Here is a 23,908-nt window from a genome sequence, read left to right on the forward strand (position 1 = left end):
GAGCGGGAGCAAGCTCCCTCGCCACAAAGGCTTATTCAGTTTCAGGTGCGGTGGATTACCACTTCATCTCGCCCTTGGCGACTTTGGCGCTCAGCTCAAGTGAGCTTTCTTCGCCCAGGGTCGGGTAGCGTTTGTTCATTGCGCCGATCAGTTCGGCAGCGTCTTTCGCCTTGGCGGTTTCTTCGTCGAAAGCCTTGATGTAATCGGCGGTGAACTGCACCGCCGCCAGAGAGCGAGCGCTCTCACCGAGGTAGTGACCTGGCACGATGGTGTTTGGCTTCAGCGCTTCAATCGCCTGCAGCGTCGTCAGCCAATCGGCATGGGATTGCGGGGTCTGGGTGTCGGCCATCCATACGTGAATGTTTTCAGCGACCACCACACCTCCGACCACAGCCTTGATCGACGGGATCCACACAAAGCTGCGATCAGGCTGCTTGCCGTCCAGGCCGATCACCTGCAATTTCTGCCCTTCCAGCAACAGGCTGTCGCCCTTGAGCACCTGCGGCACGATGGTTTTGCTCGGCACGTCGGCGCCCATTTTCGGGCCCCAGAACGCCAGTTTGCCGTCGACGGTTTTTTTGATGTGATCGACGGTTGGTTGCGAAGCCAGCACTTTGGCTTTCGGGAACGCCTGGATAACGGTGTCGAGGCCGAAGTAGTAATCCGGGTCACCGTGGCTGATGTAGATGGTGGTCAGCTGCTTGCCGCTGGCGCGGATTTTTTCCACCACTTGTTCGGCCTGGGCTTTGCCGAATTGCGCGTCCAGCAGAATCGCTTCCCTCTCGCCGCTGACCAGTACCGAGGTCACCGGGAAGATCGCGTTGGTGCCTGGGTTGTAAACGTCCAGCGTCAGGGTCAACGCCGCCGCGGCATGGGCCGCGAAGCCGAGCGTGGCGGTTGCCAGAAGAATGCGTTTGAGTGAAGTGAAGCCGATCATCTGTTGCTCCGTTGTCGATGGCTAGGGTTGGCCGATGGCTCTGTAGGAGCTGACGAGTGAAACGAGGCTGCGATCTTGTGACTTTTCCTTTTAAAGGCAAGATCAAAAGATCGCAGCCTCGTTTCACTCGTCAGCTCCTACAGGGGACAGAGCTTAGTTGCCTGGTTCGATACAAAAAATGCGATGCTTGAACATAGTTTGTTTCTGAAAGCGGGCAAATCATGGATCGTCTACAAGCAATGCGGGTGTTCGTTACGGTGGTGGACCTGGGCAGCCAATCGGCCGCCGCCGATCACCTGGACCTGTCACGGCCGGTGGTTTCCCGCTATCTGGCGGAGCTGGAGGATTGGGTCGGCGCGCGCCTGATGCACCGCACCACGCGCAAATTGAGCCTGACCACCGCCGGCAGCGAGATCCTGCCACGCTGCCGGCAGATGCTCGAGTTGTCCACCGACATGCAAGCCGCCGTCAGCGAGCCGGACGACGCACCGCGAGGTCTGCTGCGGATCAGCGTCAGCACCTCGTTCGGCCAGGCCCAACTGGCAGACGCCATGGCGGCTTACGTCAAACGTTACCCCGGCGTCAGCATCGATATGCAAATGCTCGACCGCACGGTGAACCTGGTGGATGAACGCATCGATCTGGCGATTCGTACCAGCAACGACCTGGACCCGAACCTGATCGCCCGACGCCTGACGGTCTGCCGTTCAGTGATCTGCGCCTCCCCCGCGTACCTGCGCGAGCACCCGACACCGCAACGGGTCGAAGACCTGAGCCTGCACAATTGCCTGACCCACTCCTACTTCGGCAAAAGCCTCTGGCATTTCGAACAAGACGGCGAGCCCGTCTCGGTGCCGGTGCAGGGCAACATCAGCGCCAATGAAGCTAGCACGCTGTTGCGCGCGGCGATGGCCGGGGCCGGCGTGACGATGCTGCCCAGTTACCTGGCCGGCGTGCATATCCACAGCGGCGAACTGATCCGCCTGTTGCCTCAGGCCGAGCCTCGGCAGCTGAACATCTATGCGGTGTATGCCTCACGCAAACACATGCCCGCGGCGTTGCGCAGCATGCTGGATTTTCTGGTGCTCAGATTTCCGGAAGAGCCGGAGTGGGATGCAGGTCTTTAAACATCAAAAGATCGCAGGCTTCGCCAGCTCCTACAAAAGCTCGGCGTATACCCGGTAGGAGCTGCCGAAGGCTGCGATCTTTTGATCTTCAGGGGCGGCGAGAAGATCAAGATCAAAAGATCGCAGCCTTCGGCAGCTCCTACACAACTCACCGGCGCTGACCTATGCTCAAAGCAGTACCGAAAGGTATTCGTTCAGAGGTCAACGCCATGAACATCAAAACAAGAAGATACCTCGCCATTTTCATCACTTGCGCGGCGACACTGGCGCTGTATGGCACAGCCGCCTGGCGTGTCGAGCAGTTGCGACAACAGCCCCGTGACTTCGCGAGCTGCAACTTCGAGCGCTGCATTCCCCACAACGCGACCCTCAACGCCCTCCGGTGACGATCACACCTGTGGCGAGGGAGCTTGCTCCCGCTGGGCTGCGAAGCGGCCCCCCTTATCCCCAAAAAGAATGGGACTGCTGCGCAGTCCAACGGGAGCAAGCTCCCTCGCCACAAGGTTCAGGCGTCGTTGTCCTGATCGGCCTTCAAGCGGTCGCGAAAGGCTTTGGGCGAAATCCCCACGCGACGCCTGAACAGGCGTGTGAAGTTGGTCGGATCGGAAAACCCCAACACGTCGGACATTTCATAAATGGTCATGCTGGTGTAGGTCAGCAAGCGCTTGGCCTCCAGCAATTGACGCTCGTGCATGATCTGCAACGCCGGTTGACCCGCCAGTTCACGGCACGTGCCGTTGAGGTGGGACACGGAAATCCCCAGCCGATGAGCCAGGTCCTCGACCTTGACGTGCTGGCGATAGGTCTCTTCCACCAACTGAATAAAGCCGTTGAGGTATTCCCGAGCCCGCTGCGGACGCTGGGTGGCGGTTTGGCGCTGAATCACCTGGCGACTGATCCACACCATAATCACGCTGACTAGCGAATGCATGAGCATTTCCCGCGCCGGTTGATGGCCGGTGTACTCGCTTTGCAGTGCTGAAAACAGGCTGTTGAGGTACTCGCTGTCCTTGCCCGCCGGGTAGCTTTCGGCCTGTGCCAGAGCGTTCACCGAATTGCCCAGTTGTGCTTGCAGGTGGGCGATCAGCGGCGCGGCCAGCGTGACGACGAAACCTTCGACGTCCTCGGAAAACCGATAACCATGCACCGATAACGGCGGCAAAATCAGGATCGCCGGCTCAGTCAATTGTGAGCGTTTGCCTTCGATCTCAAGCTCTGCCTGACCTTTGAAAACGAAGAGTAACTGACACAAATCGGCATGGCGGTGGGGTTTGATTTCCCATTGATGTTCGCGGCTGCGTTTGGAAATGGTTTCACAGTGCAACAAGTCAGGGGTCGGCCAGTCCAGGCTTTCACCATAGAGTTTGAACACCGGAATCGATGGCAGGTCAGGCTTGTTCATCACTTCAATCCAGGCCTCGAGGGTAACGGGGCGATAATCGCACCGATTGGCAGAATGTACAGGTATCGGCTCAGTTTTCCCCTTCAATTGACAGACTCGCAAGTGAAAAATGCAAGTACTCGATCCATAAAAATCATTCACCGGCCTTGGTCGTGTGGAGCTTGCGAGTCATAAAAACAATGAAAACAATGAAAACACTGAAAACCCAAGTCGCGATCATCGGTGCCGGCCCCTCTGGCTTGCTACTCGGCCAATTGCTGCATAACGCCGGCATCGACACCTTGATCCTCGAACGCCAGACCCCGGACTACGTGCTCGGACGCATCCGCGCCGGTGTCCTCGAACAAGGCATGGTAGAGCTGTTGCGTCAGGCCGGAGTGGGTCAGCGCATGGATGCCGAAGGGCTGGTGCATGCAGGCTTCGAACTGGCCCTCGACGGGCGCCGGGTACATATCGATTTGCAGGCGCTGACGGGCGGCAAAACCGTAACGATCTATGGCCAGACCGAGGTCACCCGCGACCTGATGGCCGCTCGTCGGGACGCCGGTGCACAGACGATCTACGAAGCCAGCAATGTCGTCCCCCACGGCATGAAAACCGCTGAACCCTTCGTCACCTTCGACAAGGACGGCGAAACGTATCGACTCGATTGTGACTACATCGCCGGTTGCGACGGTTTCCATGGCGTGGCGCGGCAGTCGATCCCTGCCGACTGCCTGAAGGTATTCGAGCGGGTTTATCCGTTCGGATGGTTGGGGATTCTCGCTGACACGTCGCCGGTGCACGAAGAGTTGGTCTATGCGCGGCATGAACGTGGTTTTGCGTTGTGCAGCATGCGTTCGCCGACACGTACCCGTTACTACCTCCAGGTACCGGCCCAGGATCAAGTCGAAGATTGGTCTGACCAACGCTTCTGGGATGAGCTCAAATCCCGTCTGCCTGCCGCCCTCGCCGACACGCTGGTGACCGGCCCGTCGATCGAAAAAAGCATCGCGCCGCTGCGCAGCTTCGTAGTCGAGCCGATGCAGTACGGGCGGATGTTCCTGGTCGGCGACGCCGCCCACATCGTCCCGCCCACCGGCGCCAAGGGCCTGAACCTGGCGGCCAGCGATGTCAGTACGTTGTTCAATATTCTGCTGAAGGTTTACCGCGAAGGCCGTGTGGATTTGCTGGAGAAGTATTCCGAGGTTTGCTTGCGGCGGGTATGGAAAGCCGAGCGGTTTTCCTGGTGGATGACCTCGATGTTGCATCGCTTCGACGAGCACGACGCGTTCAGCCAGCGCATCAGCGAATCGGAGTTGGCCTATTTCGTGGACTCCGAGGCGGGCCGAAAAACCATCGCCGAAAATTACGTTGGCCTTCCATACGAGGCTATCGAATAGCCTGCTACCGATCTACACTGGCGAGCATCCCGCTCGCCTTGCCTGCTGCGGGCCCATTACTGTCCGCAGGTTTTACCCGTGACCAATCTCAACCAGCCTGAAACGCCCAAACCGGCCATTCGCAGCGTGCTGATCGCCCTGATGCTGGCGATTTTTCTGGGCGCGCTGGACCAGACCATCGTCGCCGTGTCGATGCCGGCCATTTCCGCGCAATTCAAGGATGTCAGCCTGCTGGCTTGGGTGATTTCCGGGTACATGGTGGCGATGACCGTGGCGGTGCCTATCTACGGCAAACTCGGCGACCTGTATGGGCGCCGCAAGTTGATGCTGTTCGGCATGGGCGTGTTCACCCTGGCGTCGTTGTTCTGCGGCATGGCGCAGAGCATGGAGCAACTGGTGCTGGCGCGGATTCTTCAGGGCATCGGCGCCGGCGGGATGATTTCGGTGAGCCAGGCAATCATCGGCGACATCGTTCCACCCCGCGAACGCGGTCGCTATCAGGGTTATTTCAGCAGCATGTACGCGGTGGCCAGCGTGGCCGGCCCGGTTCTCGGTGGCTACATGACCGAATACCTGTCCTGGCGCTGGGTATTTCTGATCAACCTTCCATTGGGCCTGGGTGCCTTGTGGGTGGCCCACCGTACGCTGGTGGGTTTGCCCGTGCCGCAGCGCAAGCCGATCATCGATTACTTCGGCACATTGCTGATGATCATCGGCCTGACGGCGTTGTTGCTGGGCATCACTCAGGTCGGCCAGGGCCATTCGTGGCGCAGCGCCGAAGTATTGGCCTTGCTCGGTTGTGCGGTGGTGGTGCTGGCGGTGTTCGTCTGGCATGAACAGCGGGCGCGGGAACCGTTGCTGCCGATGCACTTGTTTGCCAACCGCAGTGCGATTCTTTGCTGGTGCACGATTTTCTTCACCAGTTTCCAGGCGATTTCCTTGATCGTGCTGATGCCGCTGCGCTTCCAGAGCGTCACCGGCGCCGGGGCTGACAGCGCCGCGCTGCACCTGTTGCCGCTGGCCATGGGTTTGCCGATAGGCGCGTACTTTGCCGGACGCCAGACCTCGGTGAGCGGTCGCTATAAACCGATGATCCTGACTGGCGCCCTGCTGATGCCGTTCTCGATTCTCGGCATGGCGTTCAGTGCGCCTCAGGCGTTTGTGCTGAGCAGTCTGTTCATGTTGCTTAGCGGTATCGCCAGCGGCATGCAGTTCCCCACATCGTTGGTGGGCACGCAAAACTCGGTGGAACAACGGGACATCGGCGTCGCCACCAGCACCACCAATCTGTTCCGCTCTCTGGGCGGCGCAATGGGTGTGGCGTTAATGTCGGCGCTGCTGCTGGCGTTGTTACAGGATTCGAGTTTTGCGCACCTGGCCGGCTCTTCGCTGATGGCCGAGGGGAGTTCGGGGAATGTCTTGCTGGACGGATTGAACGCCGCGCCGGGGGATGCGCAGGACGCCTTGCGCGCTGAGTTGCTGCTGACCTTCCGGCATTTATTGATCGTCAGCGCGGCGGTATCGCTGCTGGGGTTGGCGGCGGCGATTGCGATGCCGAACAGAGTGTTGCGGGGGCGGGAGGACACAGTTCGCTAAAAGCAAAGATCGCAGCCTTCGGCAGCTCCTACATTGAAATGCGATCCCCTGTAGGAGCTGCCGAAGGCTGCGATCTTTTGATCTTTCTTTTAAACCATCAAGGGCTGTAATACCCGACAGCCACTAGAAAATGCCCGACGTTTTTCAGGTAGGCATGCTTGTGTGACCTAAGGCCGGTTGCGCAGCTGCTGCTGCAGATTCTGAATCTGCGCCTGCAGGGTGTTGATGTTGCGGGTGACCTGGCCGCGGAAGGCGTCGAACTCGGCGGTGTTGGTGCCACCTTGTGCGGGGGCCGGGCGGTTGTCCTGCTGGCTTTTGAGCACGATCATGTCTTGCTCCAGGCGCTCGATGGCGGCGCTTGGGTTACCTTGCCTCTTCAGCGCGGTAATGTCGGCCCCCAGGCTTTTGAGCTGGGCATCGATTTGGCTGGTATCGGCCGACGCGTTCTTCAACGCGGCCAGTTCGCCGCTCAAGGCTTTGACTTGCGCCTGCAACTGAGCATTGGCGGTTTGTTGTTCGGTGGCTTGCGCGGTCATTTGCGCCAAGCGCTTGTCCAGATCGGAGGTCTGGCCGAGTACGCCTTGCTGCTGTTTGCTCTGGTCCTGAAGCTTGCTTTCCAGCTGCTTGCTCTGGTCCTGGAGTTTGCCTTCAAGCTGTTTGATTTGCAGCTTCAACGCTTCACTGCCGGTGTTGACGTTGGACTGACTGGCCACGACCTTGCCGGAAATGTCCTGCAAGCGCCCCGCCGCTTCCTCACTGATGCGCGCGAAACTTTCCTGGGTCGCCACCAGTTGCTGTTCCATCAGCGAGATCTGCTGAAAACTCCACCAGGCAAGGCCGGCGAAGGCAAAGAACAACGCGCCGACCAATGCCCACAAAGGGCCGGTGCTCGGGCCTTTGACCTTGACCACCGGTGTGGTGCGCGAATGCACGGAAGTGCGAGCGGTGGTCGGAAAATCATCGTCATCAAGGCTGCTGGCGCGCAGGCTCGGGACATCGTCGAAGTCGTCGTTGGCATCGTTACGCATGGGCATTAGGGTCAACCTTTGTGGAACGCGGTGATGGCTTGATGCGGCGAAGTATAACCCCCGCTGCCGCACCGGTTGACCCTGAACCCCGAACTCGGTTCAGTCAGGGCTGCCCTTGTGTGTCAGCGAATGTCCTGAGCCTTCCACCAACCGCAGAACTCATCGAGGGCGGTCCAGAGGCTGACTTTCGGATCGTAGTCCAGATAATGCCGTGCGCGGCTGATGTCCAGGGTGAAGTTTTTGTTCATGACTTGCATGCCCAGCCGCGATAGCGTCGGCTCGGGACGACCTGGCCACAGCTTGCACACGCCCTCGTTGAGCGCGGCAAGGCTGTAGGCTAAACCGTAGGAACGGTAGCGGGTAACCTGTGGGACATCCATTTGGCGCATCACGTAATTGACCACATCCCACAACGGAACCGGCGCTCCGTTGCTGATGTTGTAGGCCTTGCCCAAGGCCGAACCGCTGGCCAGCAAGCTGCTGAGCAACGCTTCATTGAGGTTTTGCACGCTGGTGAAATCAACCTTGTTCAGGCCGTTGCCGATAATCGCCAACCGCCCTTTGCGCTGCATTTTCAGCAATCTCGGGAAAATGCTCATGTCGCCGGCGCCCGTCACGAAACGCGGGCGCAGGGCCAAGGTTTCGAGGCCGAACTCCTGCGCGCCGAAGACTTTTTGCTCGGCCAGGTATTTGGTCGCGGCGTAGGGATGTTTGAAGCGCTTGGGCACCTGCTCTTCGGTCAACCCCAGATGATCACGGCCATCGAAGTAGATCGACGGTGACGACAAGTGCACCAGGCGCCGAACCCGCTGTTTCAGACAGGCCTCGACCACGTTCTCGGTGACTTCGACGTTGCCTTGATGAAAGTCCTGATAGCGCCCCCACAAACCCACCGCGCCGGCGCAATGGACCACGGCTTCGACGTCTGAACACAGGTCGCGCGCCAGTTGCGGGTCGCTCAAGTCGCCCTGAATGAACTCGGCGCCACGGCGCACCAGATGCTCGACACTCTCGGCCCGGCGACCGTTGACCCGCACGTCCAAGCCCTGCTCCAGGGCAAAACGCGCAAAGCGCCCGCCAATGAAGCCGCTTGCGCCGGTGACCAGAATCTTCATGAATTGCTCCGAATATTTCGTTTTACGTTTTGCGCTTTGCATATTGCGTAGGGCGTAGGGCGTGAGGTCTTGACGCTGCCCGTCAGTCCAACGGCACCAGCCATTGCTTCGACGAGCGCACCAATTGGTCGGTGAGTAACCCCAGCAACTGACCGCCATTGCGCCAATGATGCCAGTACAGCGGCACATCGATCGGCTTATCTGGCAAAAGCTCCTGCAATTGGCCGCGTTCCAGTTGCTCGCGCACCTGCAATTCAGGCACCAGGCCCCAGCCAAGCCCCGCTTCCGTAAGACGAAGAAAGCCTTCGGACGATGGGCATAAATGGTGTTCGAAACCGCCATCCACACCGAGGGAGGCGAGGTAGCGATGCTGTAGGAAATCATCCGGGCCAAATACCAGGGCCGGGGTTTTGGCTAGCTGATCGGCGCGTACACCTTCGGGAAAATGCCGGGCAATGAACGCCGGGCTCGCCATCGCACGGTAACGCATAGCCCCCAACAGAACGCTGCGCGCACCGGCCACCGGCCGCTCACTGGCACAAACACACCCCGCCACTTCGCCTGCGCGCATGCGTTTAAGGCCGACGGTCTGGTCTTCTACCACCAAGTCGAGCAATAGATGTTGTTCCGCACAAAAATCGCCCACCGCCTCTGCCCACCAAGTGGCAAGGCTGTCGGCATTCAGCGCGATACGCAGGCGTTCCGGCAGCCCTTCTTCGTCCAGCGCCGGGACCAACGTTTGTAGATCCCGCTCAAGCAATCGCACCTGCTGCACATGGTTAAGCAAGCGCCGGCCAATCTCCGTCGGTGCCGGGGGTGTGACCCGCACCAGTACCGGTTGGCCGACCCGTGCCTCCAGCAGTTTGATGCGCTGGGAGATGGCCGATTGGGACAAACCCAATACCTGCGCGGCGCGTTCGAATCCCGCCTGCTCGATCACAGCGGCGAGCGCAGAAAGTAATTTGTAGTCGAACATCAGTTTTCCTAATGGGCGATCAGGACTATTGGTTTTTCTTATACAGCGTTCAACCGGAGAATGGCCAGCAAGAACTCTTGAACAAGGATTACCGACATGGCTGGCGAAACGTCATTGGCAACCCTGCTGCGCAGCATGAGCCCACAACTCAACGACGGCGAATACGTGTTCTGCACGCTGCGCGACGGCAAGCTGCCCGCCGGCCTTGAGATTGTCGGCAGCTTTCGAGAACGAGAAGGCCTGACGGTGATTCTGGAACGTTCCCACGCCCAGAAGGCCGGTTTCAGTTTCGACTATGTCGCCGCCTGGATCACCTTGAACGTGCACTCGGCCCTCGAAGCCGTCGGCCTGACCGCCGCGTTCGCCACGGCACTGGGCAAGGCCGGCATCAGTTGCAACGTGATCGCCGGGTATTACCACGATCATTTGTTCGTCGGCCAGGCCGATGCCGAACGCGCCCTGCAGGTACTGCGGGATCTGGCGTCCAACGCGGAGTAAAACGTATGTGGCAAAGCTATGTGAACGGCCTGTTGGTGGCCGCGGGGCTGATCATGGCGATCGGCACCCAGAATGCATTCGTGTTGGCGCAGAGCCTTCGGCGTGAACATCACCTGCCGGTGGCTGCACTCTGTGTGACCTGCGATGCGCTGCTGGTGGCCGCCGGAGTGTTCGGGCTGGCGACGGTGCTGGCGCAAAACCCGACCCTGTTGGCCATCGCTCGTTGGGGTGGCGCGGCGTTTTTGCTGTGGTATGGCAGCCTGGCGTTGCGTAGGGCGTGCTCGAAACAAAGCCTGCAACAGGGTGAAAATCAGACGGTACGCTCGCTGCGGGCGGTGCTGCTCAGTGCGTTGGCGGTGACGTTGCTCAACCCGCACGTTTATCTAGACACCGTGTTGCTGATCGGCTCCCTCGGCGCTCAACAGACCGAGCCCGGTGCTTATGTGGTGGGCGCGGCCAGTGCGTCATTACTGTGGTTTTTCACTTTGGCCCTTGGCGCGGCATGGCTGGCGCCGTGGCTGGCAAGGCCAAGCACCTGGCGAATCCTCGACCTGTTGGTCGCCGTCATGATGTTCGCCGTAGCGTTCCAGTTAATCATCGCTTCATGATTTATTCCAAAAGGCTCTGGAACCTCTATTCCACACAGTTGTTGCGTGGTTATGCCGCACCCCCGGTGCTATGATCCGATCCCTGCGCCGCAAAGAGTACAAACTCCCCGGCGCATGTCTGGCCGCCCGTGATCGGCCTTGCGCTCACCGCAACTGACCTGATTAGGAGAATCATCATGGCTTTCGAATTGCCGCCGCTGCCTTACGCACACGATGCCCTGCAGCCGCACATTTCAGAGGAAACTCTGCAATATCACCACGACAAGCACCACAACACCTATGTCGTGAACCTGAACAACCTGGTGCCAGGCACCGAGTTCGAAGGCAAGACCCTGGAAGAAATCGTCAAGACTTCCTCGGGCGGTATCTTCAACAACGCCGCTCAGGTCTGGAACCACACCTTCTACTGGAACTGCCTGGCGCCAAACGCCGGCGGTCAACCAACCGGCGCGCTGGCTGATGCCATCAACGCAGCGTTCGGTTCGTTCGACAAGTTCAAGGAAGAGTTCAGCAAAACCTCCATCGGCACCTTCGGTTCCGGTTGGGGCTGGCTGGTGAAAAAGGCTGACGGTTCCCTGGCCCTGGCCAGCACCATCGGCGCCGGCAACCCGCTGACCAGCGGCGACACCCCGCTGCTGACTTGCGACGTCTGGGAACACGCTTACTACATCGACTACCGCAACCTTCGTCCGAAGTACGTCGAAGCGTTCTGGAACCTGGTCAACTGGAAGTTCGTGGCTGAGCAGTTCGAAGGCAAAACCTTCACCGCTTAAGCTTCGCGCCAGTCAAAAAACCCGGCTGTTGCCGGGTTTTTTTATGGGCTGGGGAAATGGGTACATTCCTCCAGCCGCCTTCGCGGGCAAGCCTCGCTCACAGTTGGAGGGAACATTCCCACAACGCGAGTGGCATTCGCCCTCTTGCCCTCACATCACAGCCGTCTAACATCAACCACAAGGAAAAATTGTCCCGCTCCCCTCAAGTTGAGGGCCTCAACAACCGACACAGTGCTAATAGGGCAAATATTCCAAACAACAGCCTATCGGCCAAGCTACCGGCAAAATCCCCTGGGTTGGATTGTCCCTTTGACTGACCTCACGGGATTGCCAATACTCATGGCAACTTGACGCTACCCGCACGGAACAAGGAATACCCCTTTGAAGCTGGAACTCAAGAACAGCTTGTCGGTGAAGTTGCTCCGGGTCGTGCTCCTGTCGGCATTGATCGTCGGCGTGGTCTTGAGCTGCGCGCAGATCGTTTTCGATGCCTACAAAACACATCAGGCCGTAGCCAGCGATGCCCAGCGCATCCTCGATATGTTCCGTGACCCTTCGACCCAGGCCGTCTACAGCCTGGACCGGGAAATGGGCATGCAGGTGATCGAAGGCCTGTTTCAGGACGACGCCGTGCGCATGGCCTCCATCGGCCACCCTCACGAAGCCATGCTCGCGCAAAAAACCCGTGAATTGCAGCACTCCAACAGCCGCTGGCTGACCGATCTGATCCTCGGCCAGGAACGCACCTTCACCACCCAACTGGTGGGCCGTGGGCCCTACAGCGAGTATTACGGCGACCTGAGTATTACCCTCGACACCGCCACCTACGGCAAGGGCTTCATTGTCAGTTCCGTGATCATCTTCATCTCTGGCGTATTGCGCGCCATGGCCATGGCCCTGGTGCTGTATCTGGTCTATCACTGGCTGCTGACCAAACCGCTGTCGCGGATTATCGAACACCTGACCGAAATCAACCCGGACCGGCCGAGCGCCCACAAGATTCCGCAGCTCAAGGGGCATGAGAGAAACGAGTTGGGCGTCTGGATCAACACCGCCAACCAGTTGCTCGAATCCATCGAGCGCAACACCCACCTGCGCCACGAAGCGGAAAACAGCCTGCTGCGCATGGCCCAGTACGACTTCCTCACCGGTTTGCCGAACCGCCAGCAATTGCAGCAACAACTGGACAAGATCCTCGTCGACGCCGGTAAATTGCAGCGTCGGGTCGCGGTGCTGTGTGTCGGGCTCGATGATTTCAAAGGCATCAACGAACAGTTCAGCTATCAGACCGGCGACCAACTGCTGCTGGCCCTGGCCGATCGCCTGCGGGCTCACAGCGGTCGCCTCGGCGCCCTCGCCCGTTTGGGTGGCGATCAGTTTGCACTGGTCCAGGCCGACATCGAACAACCCTATGAAGCGGCCGAACTGGCCCAAAGCATTCTTGATGATCTGGAAGCGGCGTTCGCCCTCGATCATCAGGAAATCCGTCTGCGCGCCACCATCGGCATCACCCTGTTCCCCGAGGACGGTGACAGCACCGAGAAGTTGCTGCAAAAAGCCGAGCAGACCATGACCCTGGCCAAGACTCGCTCGCGCAACCGCTATCAGTTCTATATCGCCAGCGTCGACACGGAAATGCGGCGGCGTCGCGAGCTGGAAAAAGACCTGCGCGATGCCTTGATCCGCGACCAGTTCTACCTCGTTTATCAACCGCAGATCAGCTACCGCGATCATCGCGTGGTGGGCGTCGAGGCGTTGATTCGCTGGCAACATCCCGAACACGGGCTAGTGCCGCCGGACCTGTTCATTCCGCTGGCCGAGCAGAACGGCACCATCATCGCTATCGGCGAATGGGTGCTGGATCAGGCCTGCAAACAATTGCGCGAATGGCACGATCAGGGTTTCGACCTGCGCATGGCGGTGAACCTGTCCACCGTGCAATTGCACCACGCCGAGTTGCCGCGGGTGGTCAATAACCTGCTGCAGATGTACCGCCTGCCACCGCGCAGCCTGGAACTGGAAGTCACCGAAACCGGCCTGATGGAAGACATCAGCACCGCCGCCCAGCACTTGTTGAGCCTGCGTCGCTCCGGCGCACTGATCGCCATCGACGACTTCGGCACCGGTTATTCATCACTGAGTTATCTGAAAAGCCTGCCGCTGGACAAGATCAAGATCGACAAGAGCTTCGTTCAGGACCTGCTCGATGACGACGACGATGCGACCATCGTTCGGGCCATCATCCAGCTGGGCAAGAGCCTGGGCATGCAGGTGATTGCCGAAGGCGTGGAAACCGCCGAGCAAGAGGCCTACATCATCTCCGAAGGCTGCCACGAAGGTCAGGGCTATCACTACAGCAAACCGCTGCCGGCACGGGAATTGGGTGCCTACCTCAAGCAAGCCCAGCGCAGTAACGCGGCTATCTTGTAGAAGATCAAAAGATCGCAGCCTCGTTTCACTCGACAGCTCCTACAGATGCACGCGGTTCGCAGGAGCTGTGTAGGAGCTGTCGAGTGAAACGAGGCTGCGATCTCTTGATCCACGACACAACTCCCGCGTGAATAAGAAATATTTACAGGAACAACCCTTTACACATAATGCGAAAGATTTGCATTATGTCGCAGTTTTGCGCGCCCTCTACGCGCGTCCATCAATCACCGAAGCAGGATGTTCGCCATGATTCGTATGCCTCTGGCCACCGCCAGTCTGCTGGCCATCGCTATTTCCCTCGCCGGTTGCGGCGAAGGCAAAGACAAGGCTGCCGCTCCACAAGCGCCGACCCCGGCCGCCAGCACCGCTGCCCCGGTTGCGCCTGCCGCTACCGGTAAAGTCGATGAAGCCGCCGCCAAGGCTGTGGTCGCGCACTACGCCGACATCGTCTTCGCCGTTTACAGCGATGCCGAATCCACCGCGAAAACCCTGCAAACCGCCGTCGACGCGTTCCTGGCCAAGCCGAACGCCGATACGCTGAAAGCCGCCAAGGCTGCCTGGGTTGCGGCCCGCGTGCCTTACCTGCAGAGCGAAGTGTTCCGCTTCGGCAACACCATCATCGACGACTGGGAAGGTCAGGTGAACGCCTGGCCACTGGACGAAGGCCTGATCGACTATGTCGACAAATCCTACGAACACGCACTGGGTAACCCGGGCGCCACCGCCAACATCATCGCCAACACTAAAGTTCAGGTCGGCGAAGACAAGGTCGACGTGAAAGACATCACCCCGGAAAAACTCGCCAGCCTGAACGAGCTGGGCGGTTCCGAGGCCAACGTCGCCACCGGCTACCACGCCATCGAATTCCTGCTCTGGGGCCAGGACCTGAACGGTACCGGCCCTGGCGCCGGCAACCGTCCGGCTACCGACTACCTGGAAGGCAAAGGCGCTACCGGCGGTCACAACGATCGTCGTCGTGCTTACCTGAAATCCGTGACTCAACTGCTGGTCAACGACCTGCAAGAAATGGTCGGTAACTGGAAGCCGAACGTGGCCGACAACTACCGCGCCACCCTGGAAGCGGAACCGGCTGAAACCGGCCTGCGCAAAATGCTGTTCGGCATGGGCAGCCTGTCCTTGGGCGAACTGGCGGGCGAGCGCATGAAGGTTTCCCTGGAAGCCAACTCCCCGGAAGACGAACAGGATTGCTTCAGCGACAACACCCACAACTCGCACTTCTACGACGCCAAAGGCGTGCGTAACGTGTACCTGGGCGAATACACCCGCGTCGATGGCAGCAAAATGACCGGCGCCAGCCTGTCGTCGCTGGTCGCCAAAGCCGACCCGGCAGCCGACACCGCCCTGAAAGCCGACCTGGCTACCACCGAAGCCAAGCTTCAGGTCATGGTCGATCACGCCAACAAGGGTGAGCACTACGACCAACTGATCGCTGCCGGTAACACTGCTGGCAACCAGATCGTGCGTGACGCCATCGCCTCGCTGGTCAAGCAGACCGGTTCGATCGAAGCGGCCGCCGGCAAACTGGGCATCAGCGACCTGAACCCGGACAACGCTGATCACGAGTTCTGATCAACGCTGGCTGGGACAAAAAAGGCGACCTTCGGGTCGCCTTTTTTGTCCCAGCCTGAATGAAATCCCTGTGGGAGCGAGCCTGCTCGCGATGGGGGCATCACAGCCAACATTGATGTTGAATGTGAAACCGCTATCGCGAGCAGGCTCGCTCCCACATTGGATTGCGCTGAACCTGTAGGAGCGAGGCTTGCCCGCGAAGGCGGCGTCACATTCAACATCGTTGGTGACTGTCACACTGCTTTCGCGAGCAAGCTTCGCTCCTACAAATTGAAGCAAACGATAATTCCTCTTATTCAAACTCCCCTGCCCTGTTAGACTTTGCGCCCTTGTTTTGCTCGTCTTGCAGGATGTCCGATGCCCTCGCTGCCTCTTCGCTTGTCCGCTCTGTTGCTGGCCCTGGGCCTGAGTGCCTGCGATGACGCCCCGCGTTTCACCCAGGCAGAACCCGGTGAAGCCCGCTCCGGCGGCAGTGCGACGGTACGCAAGACCGATCAGAACGCATTCTCCCTGCCGTCCGCCAACCTGCCGCCGTCACGACGCGTGGATTTCAGCGTCGGCAACAGTTTCTTTCGCAGCCCTTGGGTGATCGCGCCGTCGACCACCACCGCCCGCGATGGCCTTGGCCCGTTGTTCAATACCAACGCCTGCCAGAACTGCCACATCAAGGACGGGCGCGGTCACCCGCCCGCGCCCGATGCACCGAATGCGGTGTCGATGCTGGTGCGCCTGTCGATTCCTGATACGCCGGCTTATGCCAAAGTCATCGAACAATTGGGCGTGGTGCCAGAGCCTGTCTATGGCGGGCAGTTCCAGGACATGTCGGTGCCCGGCGTCGTCCCGGAAGGCAAGGTGCGCGTCGATTACACGCCGGTCCCGGTGCGTTTCAAGGACGGCAGCGAAATCGAGTTGCGTAAGCCGACCCTGCAGATCACCCAACTCGGCTACGGCCCAATGCACCCCGACACGCGTTTCTCGGCGCGCATCGCACCGCCGATGATTGGCCTGGGCTTGCTTGAGGCGATCCCCGACGAGGCCATCCTGGCCAACGCTGAAGCTCAGGCTCGGGAGAAGAACGGCATCGCCGGACGACCGAACCGGGTCTGGGATGACGCGCAGCAGAAAACCGTCCTCGGGCGATTTGGCTGGAAGGCCGGGCAACCGAACCTCAATCAACAAAACGTTCACGCGTTCTCTGGTGATATGGGCCTCACGACCAGCCTGAGACCCATTGATGACTGCACCGACGCGCAAACCGCTTGCAAGCAGGCGCCCAACGGCAATGGCCCGGATGGCGAGCCGGAAGTCAGCGATAACATCCTGCGTCTGGTGCTGTTCTACAGCCGTAACCTCGCGGTACCAGCCCGGCGCGATGTCGGCACGCCGCAAGTGCTGGCCGGGAAGAATCTGTTTTTCCAGGCGGGATGCCAGTCCTGCCATACCCCGAAATACACCACCGCCGCCAACGCCGCGGAACCTGAATTGGCCAATCAAGTGATTCGCCCTTACAGCGACCTGCTGCTGCATGACATGGGCGACGGACTGGCCGACCACCGCACCGAGTTCCAGGCCAGCGGCCGCGACTGGCGCACGCCGCCGTTGTGGGGCATCGGCTTGACACAAGCGGTCAGCGGCCACACCCAGTTTTTGCATGACGGTCGCGCCCGCAACCTGCTCGAAGCCGTGCTCTGGCATGGCGGCGAGGCACAGGCGGCGCAGCAACAGGTTTTGTCTTTCAATGCCGAGCAGCGCGCTGCATTGCTGGCGTTTTTGAATTCTCTTTAATACGTTTTCCTTCAGCGGGAGCCCGACATGTTCCGTCCCAAATTGTTGTTCACCAGCCTTGCCGCCCTCGCCCTGGGCGCCTGTTCGCCTCAGGACCCGCAAGCGGTCACGTCAGCGGCCATCGCCAAGCAAGTGATCCTGCCAACCTACAGCCGCTGGGTCGAAGCCGACCGTCAATTGGCGGTCAGCGCCCTGGCGTTCTGCCAAGGCAAGGAAACCCTGGACACCGCCCGCGCCGACTTCCTGCACGCGCAGAAATCCTGGGCCGAGTTGCAACCGCTGCTGATCGGGCCGTTGGCCGAGGGCAACCGTTCCTGGCAGGTGCAGTTCTGGCCGGACAAAAAGAACCTCGTGGGCCGTCAGGTCGAGCAACTGGTCACCGCGCAGCCACAGATCGATGCCGCCGCCCTGACCAAGTCCAGCGTTGTGGTTCAGGGGCTCTCGGCCTATGAATACATCCTGTTCGACAGCAAGATCGACATGGCCGACAGCGCTCAGAAAGCCAGATACTGCCCGCTGTTGACTGCCATTGGCGAACGTCAGAAGCAACTGGCCGAAGAGATCCTGTCGCGCTGGAACACCAACGACGGCATGCTCGCGCAGATGAGCAAATTCCCGAACCAGCGCTACGCCGACTCCCACGAAGCGATCGCCGATCTGCTGCGCGTGCAGGTCACCGCGCTGGACACCCTGAAGAAAAAACTCGGCACGCCGATGGGTCGCCAGAGCAAGGGCACGCCACAGCCGTTCCAGGCCGATGCCTGGCGTAGCCAATCGTCGCTGCAAGGCCTGCAAGCAAGCCTGAGCGCGGCGCAAACAGTCTGGGTCGGTGTCGACAACAAAGGCCTGCGCGGTCTGTTGCCGAGCGAGCAGAAACCCTTGGCCGACAAGATCGACGCAGCCTATGCAACGTCCCTGAAACTGTTCTCCAGCAACCAACGCTCGCTGACCGACATGCTCACCGACGATGCCGGGCGCCAGCAGCTCAACGCCATCTACGACAGCCTCAACGTTGTCCATCGCCTGCACGAAGGCGAACTGGCCAAGGCGCTGGGCATCCAACTGGGCTTCAACGCCAACGACGGTGACTGATGAGGGCAAGTGCCATGCTGCGACGCCAGGCTCTGACGTTAGGGAGTTTGCTGCTGGGTGCGGTGACACTGGGCGGCTGGACGCTGTTCAAGCAAAAGGACAAAAGCCCGCTGTTGCTCTCGGCGCGGGACGACGGTGACGGCAAGCATTATGCCGTCGGTTATCGGCTGGATGGCACCCGGGTGTTTGCCACCCAGGTCGGCCTGCGTTGCCACGACATCATCAACCACCCGACGCGGCCGATAGCGCTGTTCGTCGCTCGGCGTCCGGGCACCGAGAGTTACCTGATCGACCTGCGCGACGGCACGCTGCTGCAAACCGTGGTCTCGCAGCCAAACCGGCACTTCTACGGTCACGCAGTGATTCACCACAGCGGCGACTGGCTGTACGCCACCGAGAACGACACCTCCGATCCGGGCCGAGGCCTGCTCGGTGTGTATAAATTCGAAGGTGAGCGGCTGGTGCACAGTGGCGAGCTTTCCACCCATGGCGTGGGCCCGCATCAGGTGTCGTGGATGCCCGATGGCGAGACGCTGATTGTGGCCAACGGCGGCATTCGCACCGAGGCCGAAAGCCGGGTCGAGATGAACCTCAACGCGATGGAGCCGAGCCTGGTGTTGATGCAGCGCGATGGCACTTTGTTGAGCAAGGAAACACTGGCCCAGCAGATGAACAGCGTGCGGCATTTGGGCGTCGCCAGCGATGGCACCATCGTCGCCGGCCAGCAGTTCATGGGCGATGCCCACGAGTCATCGGAGCTGCTGGCGATCAAGCGGCCCGGCCAACCGTTCGTGGCGTTCCCGGTCCCCGAGCATCAGTTGCAGGCCATGGGGCATTACACCGCCAGCGTCGCCGTACACAGCGAACTGCGTCTGGTCGCCCTGACCGCGCCGCGGGGCAACCGCTTTTTTATCTGGGACCTGGACAGTGGTGAAGTGCGCCTGGATGCGCCACTTCCCGACTGCGCCGGTGTCGGGGCCGTGGCTGATGGTTTCGTCGTGACCTCCGGCCAAGGACGCTGCCGGTACTACGATTGCCGCCAGACAACCCTGGTTGCAAAACCTCTGGAATTGCCTGCCGGGCTCTGGGACAACCATCTTCATCTGATGGTTTAAAAGATCGCAGCCTGTGGCAGCTCCTACAGGGGAATGGGTACCTGTAGGAGCTGCCGCAGGCTGCGATCTTTTTCGTAAGATCACGCAAAAAACATCCATTGGAATCCCCCTTGCACTCGGAGTAATGTTCCCGCCTGTCTCACCTGATTTTCTCCAAGGAAATGGAAATATGCTGCGTCGCCGCATGCTGATCATGTTGGGTGTTGTCCTGCTAATCGTGCTGGCCCTGGCCGGTTACAAAGCCTTCTCCATCTACACGATGATGCAAGGCTTCTCCGCGCCGAAACCGCCGATAAGTGTCGCCGTGGCCACCGCCACCGAACGTCCGTGGCAAAGCCGTTTGCCAACGGTCGGCACCCTCACGGCGCTGCAAGGGGTCGACCTGAGCCTGGAGATCGCCGGCACCGTCAAGGAGGTACAGTTCGAGTCAGGGCAGAAGGTCAAGGCCGGTCAGCCGATTCTGCAACTCGACACCGCCGTTGAAACGGCCCTGCTGGCAACCGCTCAAGCCGACCTGGGACTGGCGCAACTGGATTACGGTCGCGGTAGCCAATTGGTGGGCAGCCAGGCCATTTCCAAAGGCGAGTTCGACCGACTCTCGGCGGTGTTGCAAAAGAGCCGTGCCACCGTCAATCAGCTCAAGGCGGCACTGGAGAGAAAACGCATCCTCGCCCCGTTCAGCGGCACCATCGGCATTCGTCAGGTAGACGTCGGCGACTACGTGGCCAGCGGCACGATGATCGCCACCCTGCAAGACATCAGCAGCCTCTACGTCGACTTCTTTGTGCCCGAACAATCGGTACCGAAAATAGCCCTCGGCCAACCGGTACAAGTCATTGTCTCGGCGTACCCGACAGAGAGTTTCCCCGGCACTATCAGTGCGATCAACCCGAAGGTCGAGAGCAGCACCCGCAACGTGCTGGTGCGCGCAACCCTGGCCAACCCCGATGACAAACTGCTGCCGGGGATGTTCGCCAGTCTGCAGGTGATGTTGCCCGATCCGCAGCCACGCATCGTCGTGCCGGAAAGCGCGATCACCTACACCCTTTATGGCAACTCGCTGTACGTCGTCGCGCAGAAAAAGGCCGAAGACGGCAGCCTCGAAAAAGACGACAAGGGCGAGCCGATTTTGATCGCCGAGCGGCGCTTCATCGAAACCGGCGAGCGCCGCGACGGAATGGTCATGATCACCAAAGGCGTGCAGAACGGCGAAAAAGTGGTCACGGGGGGCCAGATCAAACTGGACCACGGCGCGCACATTGCCATCAGCGACGACAAGACCCTAGCCGAGAAGAGCAGTCAGCCGCGCGCTGACTGATCAAGGAATCCCCATGGCTTTTACCGACCCGTTCATCCGCCGCCCGGTGCTCGCCACCGTGGTCAGCCTGTTGATTGTGCTGCTGGGCTTCCAGGCCTGGAGCAAGTTACCACTGCGCCAATACCCGCAAATGGAAAACGCCCTGATCACGGTGACCACCGCTTACCCCGGGGCCAACGCCGAAACCATCCAGGGTTACATCACCCAACCGATGCAGCAGAGCCTGGCCAGCGCCGAAGGCATTGACTACATGACGTCGGTCAGTCGCCAGAACTTCTCGGTGATCTCGATCTACGCTCGCATCGGTTCCAATAGCGACCGCTTGTTCACCGAACTGCTGGCCAAGGCCAACGAGGTGAAGAACCAGCTGCCCCAGGACGCCGAAGACCCGGTGCTGAGCAAGGAAGCCGCCGACGCTTCGGCGCTGATGTACATCAGCTTCTTCAGCGACGAACTGAGCAATCCGCAGATCACCGATTACCTGTCACGGGTCATCCAGCCGAAACTGGCGACCCTGCCGGGCATGGCCGAAGCCGAGATTCTTGGCAACCAGGTATTCGCCATGCGCCTGTGGCTGGACCCGGTGAAACTCGCCGGTTACGGCCTGAGCGCCAGCGATGTGACCAACGCAGTGCGCCAGTACAACTTCCTCTCCGCCGCCGGCGAAGTGAAAGGCGAGTATGTGGTCACTAGCATCAACGCCAACACCGAACTCAAATCCGCCGAAGCCTTTGGCGCGATCCCGCTCAAGGTCGATGGCGACAGCCGCGTACTGCTGCGGGACGTGGCGCGGGTCGAGATGGGCGCGGAGAACTACAACACCATCAGCTCTTTTGGCGGCACCCCCTCGGTGTACATCGGTATCAAGGCTACGCCAGGCGCCAACCCGCTGGATGTGATCAGGGAAGTGCGCAAGATCATGCCGGAGCTGGAAGCCCAGCTGCCGCCGAACCTGAAAGGTGAAATCGCCTACGACGCCACGCTGTTCATTCAAGCGTCTATCGACGAAGTGGTGAAAACCCTGTTCGAAGCGGTGCTGATCGTGATCGTGGTGGTGTTCCTGTTCCTCGGCGCCCTGCGCTCGGTGGTGATCCCGGTAGTCACCATTCCGCTGTCGATGATCGGCGTGATGTTCTTCATGCAGCTGATGGGGTACTCGATCAACCTGCTGACCTTGCTGGCGATGGTATTGGCCATCGGGCTGGTGGTGGACGATGCCATCGTGGTGGTGGAAAACATCCATCGGCACATTGAAGAAGGCAAGACACCGCTGGATGCCGCGCTTGAAGGTGCTGCGGAAATCGCCATGCCGGTGGTGTCGATGACCATTACCCTGGCGGCGGTCTATGCGCCGATCGGCTTCCTGACCGGCCTGACGGGAGCGCTGTTCAAAGAGTTCGCCCTGACCCTGGCCGGGGCGGTGGTGATTTCCGGCGTTGTTGCCCTGACACTGTCGCCGATGATGTGCGCCCTGCTGCTGCGCCACGATGAAAACCCTACCGGCCTGGCCCATCGCCTGGACGTGATCTTCGAAGGCCTCAAGCGCCGCTACCAGAGTGTGCTTCATGGCACCCTCAATACCCGGCCGGTGGTGCTGGTGTTCGCGGTGATCGTGCTCTGCCTGATTCCGGTCCTGCTCAAATTCACCCAATCGGAACTGGCGCCGGACGAGGACCAGGGCGTCATCTTCATGATGGCCAGTGCCCCGCAGCCGGCCAACCTCGACTACCTGAACACCTACACCGACGAGTTCCTCGCGATTTTCAAGGAGTTCCCCGAGTACTACTCCTCGTTCCAGATCAACGGCTTCAACGGCGTGCAATCGGGGATCGGCGGCTTCCTGCTCAAACCCTGGAACGAACGCGACCGGACCCAGATGCAGATCCTCCCCGAGGTCCAAAGCAAGCTGGAGAGTATCCCCGGGTTACAAATCTTCGGCTTCAACCTGCCTTCCCTGCCGGGTACCGGTGAAGGCTTGCCGTTTCAATTCGTGATCAACTCGGCCAACACCTACGAGTCATTGCTGGAAGTGACGGACCGGGTGAAAAAAAGGGCGATGGAGTCCGGCAAATTCGCCTTCGTCGACGTCGACCTGGCCTTCGACAAACCCGAAGTCGTGGTGGATATCGATCGCGCCAAGGCTGCACAAATGGGTGTGTCGATGCAGGACCTGGGCGGCACCCTCGCAACGTTGCTGGGTGAAGCGGAGATCAACCGTTTCACCATCGAAGGTCGCAGCTATAAAGTCATTGCCCAGGTGGAACGGCCCTTCCGGGATAACCCCGACTGGCTGAACCATTATTACGTCAAGAACACCAAGGGCGAATTGCTGCCCCTGTCGACCCTGATCACCGTGACCGACCGGGCGCGACCGCGTCAGTTGAACCAGTTCCAGCAACTCAACTCGGCAATTCTTTCCGGGGTCCCGCTGGTCAGCATGGGTGAAGCCATCGACACCGTGCGCCAGATCGCCCGGGAAGAAGCGCCGGCGGGTTATGCCGTCGACTATGCCGGCGCATCACGGCAATACGTTCAGGAAGGCAGCGCGCTATGGGTCACCTTCGCCCTGGCGCTGGCGATCATCTTCCTGGTGCTGGCAGCCCAGTTCGAAAGCTTCCGCGACCCACTGGTGATTCTGGTCACCGTGCCGCTGTCGATCTGTGGCGCATTGATCCCGCTGTTCCTTGGCTGGTCGAGCATGAACATCTATACCCAGGTGGGATTGGTGACGTTGATCGGGCTGATCAGCAAGCACGGGATCCTGATCGTCGAGTTCGCCAACCAGCTACGCAAGGAGAAGGGCCTGTCACCTCGCGAAGCGGTGGAGGAAGCGGCGGCCATTCGTCTGCGTCCGGTATTGATGACCACGGCGGCGATGGTGTTCGGCATGGTGCCGTTGATCATCGCCACGGGCGCGGGTGCGGTCAGCCGGTTCGACATCGGCACGGTGATCGCGACGGGGATGTCGATCGGGACGCTGTTCACGTTGTTTGTGTTGCCGTGCATCTACACGTTGCTGGCCAAGCCCGATAAACCTTGACGTCAAAAGATCGCAGCCTTCGGCAGCTCCTACATTGGGATGGCGTGCTCCCTGTAGGAGCTGCCGAAGGCTGCGATCTTTTGATTATCAAAAAAT

At 60.1% G+C, this 23,908-nt stretch carries 19 protein-coding genes; 14 read left to right on the top strand and 5 right to left on the bottom strand.

Features of this window, described 5'->3' with window-relative positions; all coding sequences use genetic code 11:
• Positions 1-55 precede the first annotated feature (55 nt).
• Positions 56-937 (bottom strand): MBL fold metallo-hydrolase, encoded by an 882-nt coding sequence (locus ACZ89R_RS11330; RefSeq protein ID WP_429545757.1) that lies wholly within the window; start codon positions 935-937, stop codon positions 56-58.
• Positions 938-1,158: 221 nt separating this feature from the next.
• On the opposite strand from ACZ89R_RS11330, the gene ACZ89R_RS11335 reads away from it, so the two are divergent.
• Both ACZ89R_RS11335 and ACZ89R_RS11340 read left to right on the top strand, forming a co-directional pair.
• Positions 1,159-2,064 carry a LysR family transcriptional regulator gene (locus tag ACZ89R_RS11335; protein WP_429545756.1) on the top strand — a complete coding sequence of 302 codons (906 nt, stop codon included), beginning with the start codon at positions 1,159-1,161 and terminating at the stop codon, positions 2,062-2,064.
• A 209-nt stretch (positions 2,065-2,273) separates the two neighbouring features.
• Positions 2,274-2,450 (top strand): hypothetical protein, encoded by a 177-nt coding sequence (locus ACZ89R_RS11340; RefSeq protein WP_198537192.1) that lies wholly within the window; start codon positions 2,274-2,276, stop codon positions 2,448-2,450.
• 119 nt (positions 2,451-2,569) lie between these two features.
• On the opposite strand, the gene ACZ89R_RS11345 is transcribed toward ACZ89R_RS11340, so the two are convergent.
• Positions 2,570-3,466: a helix-turn-helix domain-containing protein gene (locus tag ACZ89R_RS11345; RefSeq protein ID WP_123719327.1), complete on the bottom strand. Its 897-nt coding sequence runs from the start codon at positions 3,464-3,466 to the stop codon at positions 2,570-2,572.
• 188 nt (positions 3,467-3,654) lie between these two features.
• Here ACZ89R_RS11345 and pobA point away from each other — a divergent pair, with 188 nt between their 5' ends.
• Together pobA and ACZ89R_RS11355 are read left to right on the top strand one after the other, a co-directional pair.
• The gene (pobA, locus tag ACZ89R_RS11350) at positions 3,655-4,848 is read left to right on the top strand and encodes a 4-hydroxybenzoate 3-monooxygenase (protein WP_429545755.1); all 1,194 of its coding nucleotides are present in this window, start codon (positions 3,655-3,657) and stop codon (positions 4,846-4,848) included.
• Positions 4,849-4,926: 78 nt separating this feature from the next.
• Positions 4,927-6,444, top strand: a complete 1,518-nt coding sequence (locus tag ACZ89R_RS11355) for an MDR family MFS transporter (protein WP_429545754.1) — start codon at positions 4,927-4,929, stop codon at positions 6,442-6,444.
• A gap of 167 nt (positions 6,445-6,611) precedes the next feature.
• Here ACZ89R_RS11355 and ACZ89R_RS11360 read toward each other — a convergent pair whose 3' ends face one another.
• From ACZ89R_RS11360 to ACZ89R_RS11370, 3 genes are all read right to left on the bottom strand, one after another.
• On the bottom strand, positions 6,612-7,478 hold the full coding sequence (locus ACZ89R_RS11360; RefSeq protein ID WP_429545753.1) for a GumC domain-containing protein: 867 nt from the start codon (positions 7,476-7,478) through the stop codon (positions 6,612-6,614).
• A 116-nt stretch (positions 7,479-7,594) separates the two neighbouring features.
• Positions 7,595-8,587, bottom strand: coding sequence for an NAD-dependent epimerase/dehydratase family protein (locus tag ACZ89R_RS11365; RefSeq protein WP_007898415.1), 993 nt, complete (start codon positions 8,585-8,587; stop codon positions 7,595-7,597).
• Positions 8,588-8,669: 82 nt separating this feature from the next.
• Positions 8,670-9,563, bottom strand: coding sequence for a LysR family transcriptional regulator ArgP (locus ACZ89R_RS11370; RefSeq protein WP_305446693.1), 894 nt, complete (start codon positions 9,561-9,563; stop codon positions 8,670-8,672).
• 96 nt (positions 9,564-9,659) lie between these two features.
• Between ACZ89R_RS11370 and ACZ89R_RS11375 the strand changes: the two genes are divergently transcribed.
• From ACZ89R_RS11375 to ACZ89R_RS11420, 10 genes are all read left to right on the top strand, one after another.
• Positions 9,660-10,061 carry an ACT domain-containing protein gene (locus tag ACZ89R_RS11375; RefSeq protein ID WP_429545752.1) on the top strand — a complete coding sequence of 134 codons (402 nt, stop codon included), beginning with the start codon at positions 9,660-9,662 and terminating at the stop codon, positions 10,059-10,061.
• A 5-nt stretch (positions 10,062-10,066) separates the two neighbouring features.
• Positions 10,067-10,669: a LysE/ArgO family amino acid transporter gene (locus tag ACZ89R_RS11380; RefSeq protein ID WP_429545751.1), complete on the top strand. Its 603-nt coding sequence runs from the start codon at positions 10,067-10,069 to the stop codon at positions 10,667-10,669.
• 176 nt (positions 10,670-10,845) lie between these two features.
• A complete protein-coding gene (locus tag ACZ89R_RS11385) occupies positions 10,846-11,442 on the top strand; it encodes a superoxide dismutase (protein ID WP_007898423.1) in 597 nt (198 codons plus the stop codon).
• Positions 11,443-11,823: 381 nt separating this feature from the next.
• A complete protein-coding gene (locus tag ACZ89R_RS11390; RefSeq protein ID WP_429545750.1) occupies positions 11,824-13,872 on the top strand; it encodes a putative bifunctional diguanylate cyclase/phosphodiesterase in 2,049 nt (682 codons plus the stop codon).
• 246 nt (positions 13,873-14,118) lie between these two features.
• A complete protein-coding gene (locus tag ACZ89R_RS11395) occupies positions 14,119-15,462 on the top strand; it encodes an imelysin family protein (protein WP_429545749.1) in 1,344 nt (447 codons plus the stop codon).
• Between the two features lie 357 nt (positions 15,463-15,819).
• Positions 15,820-17,247 carry a di-heme oxidoreductase family protein gene (locus ACZ89R_RS11400; RefSeq protein ID WP_429545748.1) on the top strand — a complete coding sequence of 476 codons (1,428 nt, stop codon included), beginning with the start codon at positions 15,820-15,822 and terminating at the stop codon, positions 17,245-17,247.
• Between the two features lie 27 nt (positions 17,248-17,274).
• Positions 17,275-18,339, top strand: coding sequence for an imelysin family protein (locus tag ACZ89R_RS11405; protein WP_429545747.1), 1,065 nt, complete (start codon positions 17,275-17,277; stop codon positions 18,337-18,339).
• Positions 18,340-18,353: 14 nt separating this feature from the next.
• Positions 18,354-19,454 carry a DUF1513 domain-containing protein gene (locus ACZ89R_RS11410; protein ID WP_429545746.1) on the top strand — a complete coding sequence of 367 codons (1,101 nt, stop codon included), beginning with the start codon at positions 18,354-18,356 and terminating at the stop codon, positions 19,452-19,454.
• A 169-nt stretch (positions 19,455-19,623) separates the two neighbouring features.
• On the top strand, positions 19,624-20,772 hold the full coding sequence (locus ACZ89R_RS11415) for an efflux RND transporter periplasmic adaptor subunit (RefSeq protein WP_429545745.1): 1,149 nt from the start codon (positions 19,624-19,626) through the stop codon (positions 20,770-20,772).
• Positions 20,773-20,785: 13 nt separating this feature from the next.
• Positions 20,786-23,812 (top strand): multidrug efflux RND transporter permease subunit, encoded by a 3,027-nt coding sequence (locus ACZ89R_RS11420; RefSeq protein WP_429375119.1) that lies wholly within the window; start codon positions 20,786-20,788, stop codon positions 23,810-23,812.
• Positions 23,813-23,908: the final 96 nt, after the last annotated feature.

The sequence above is a fragment of the Pseudomonas sp. TE3728 genome, assembly GCF_056279145.1.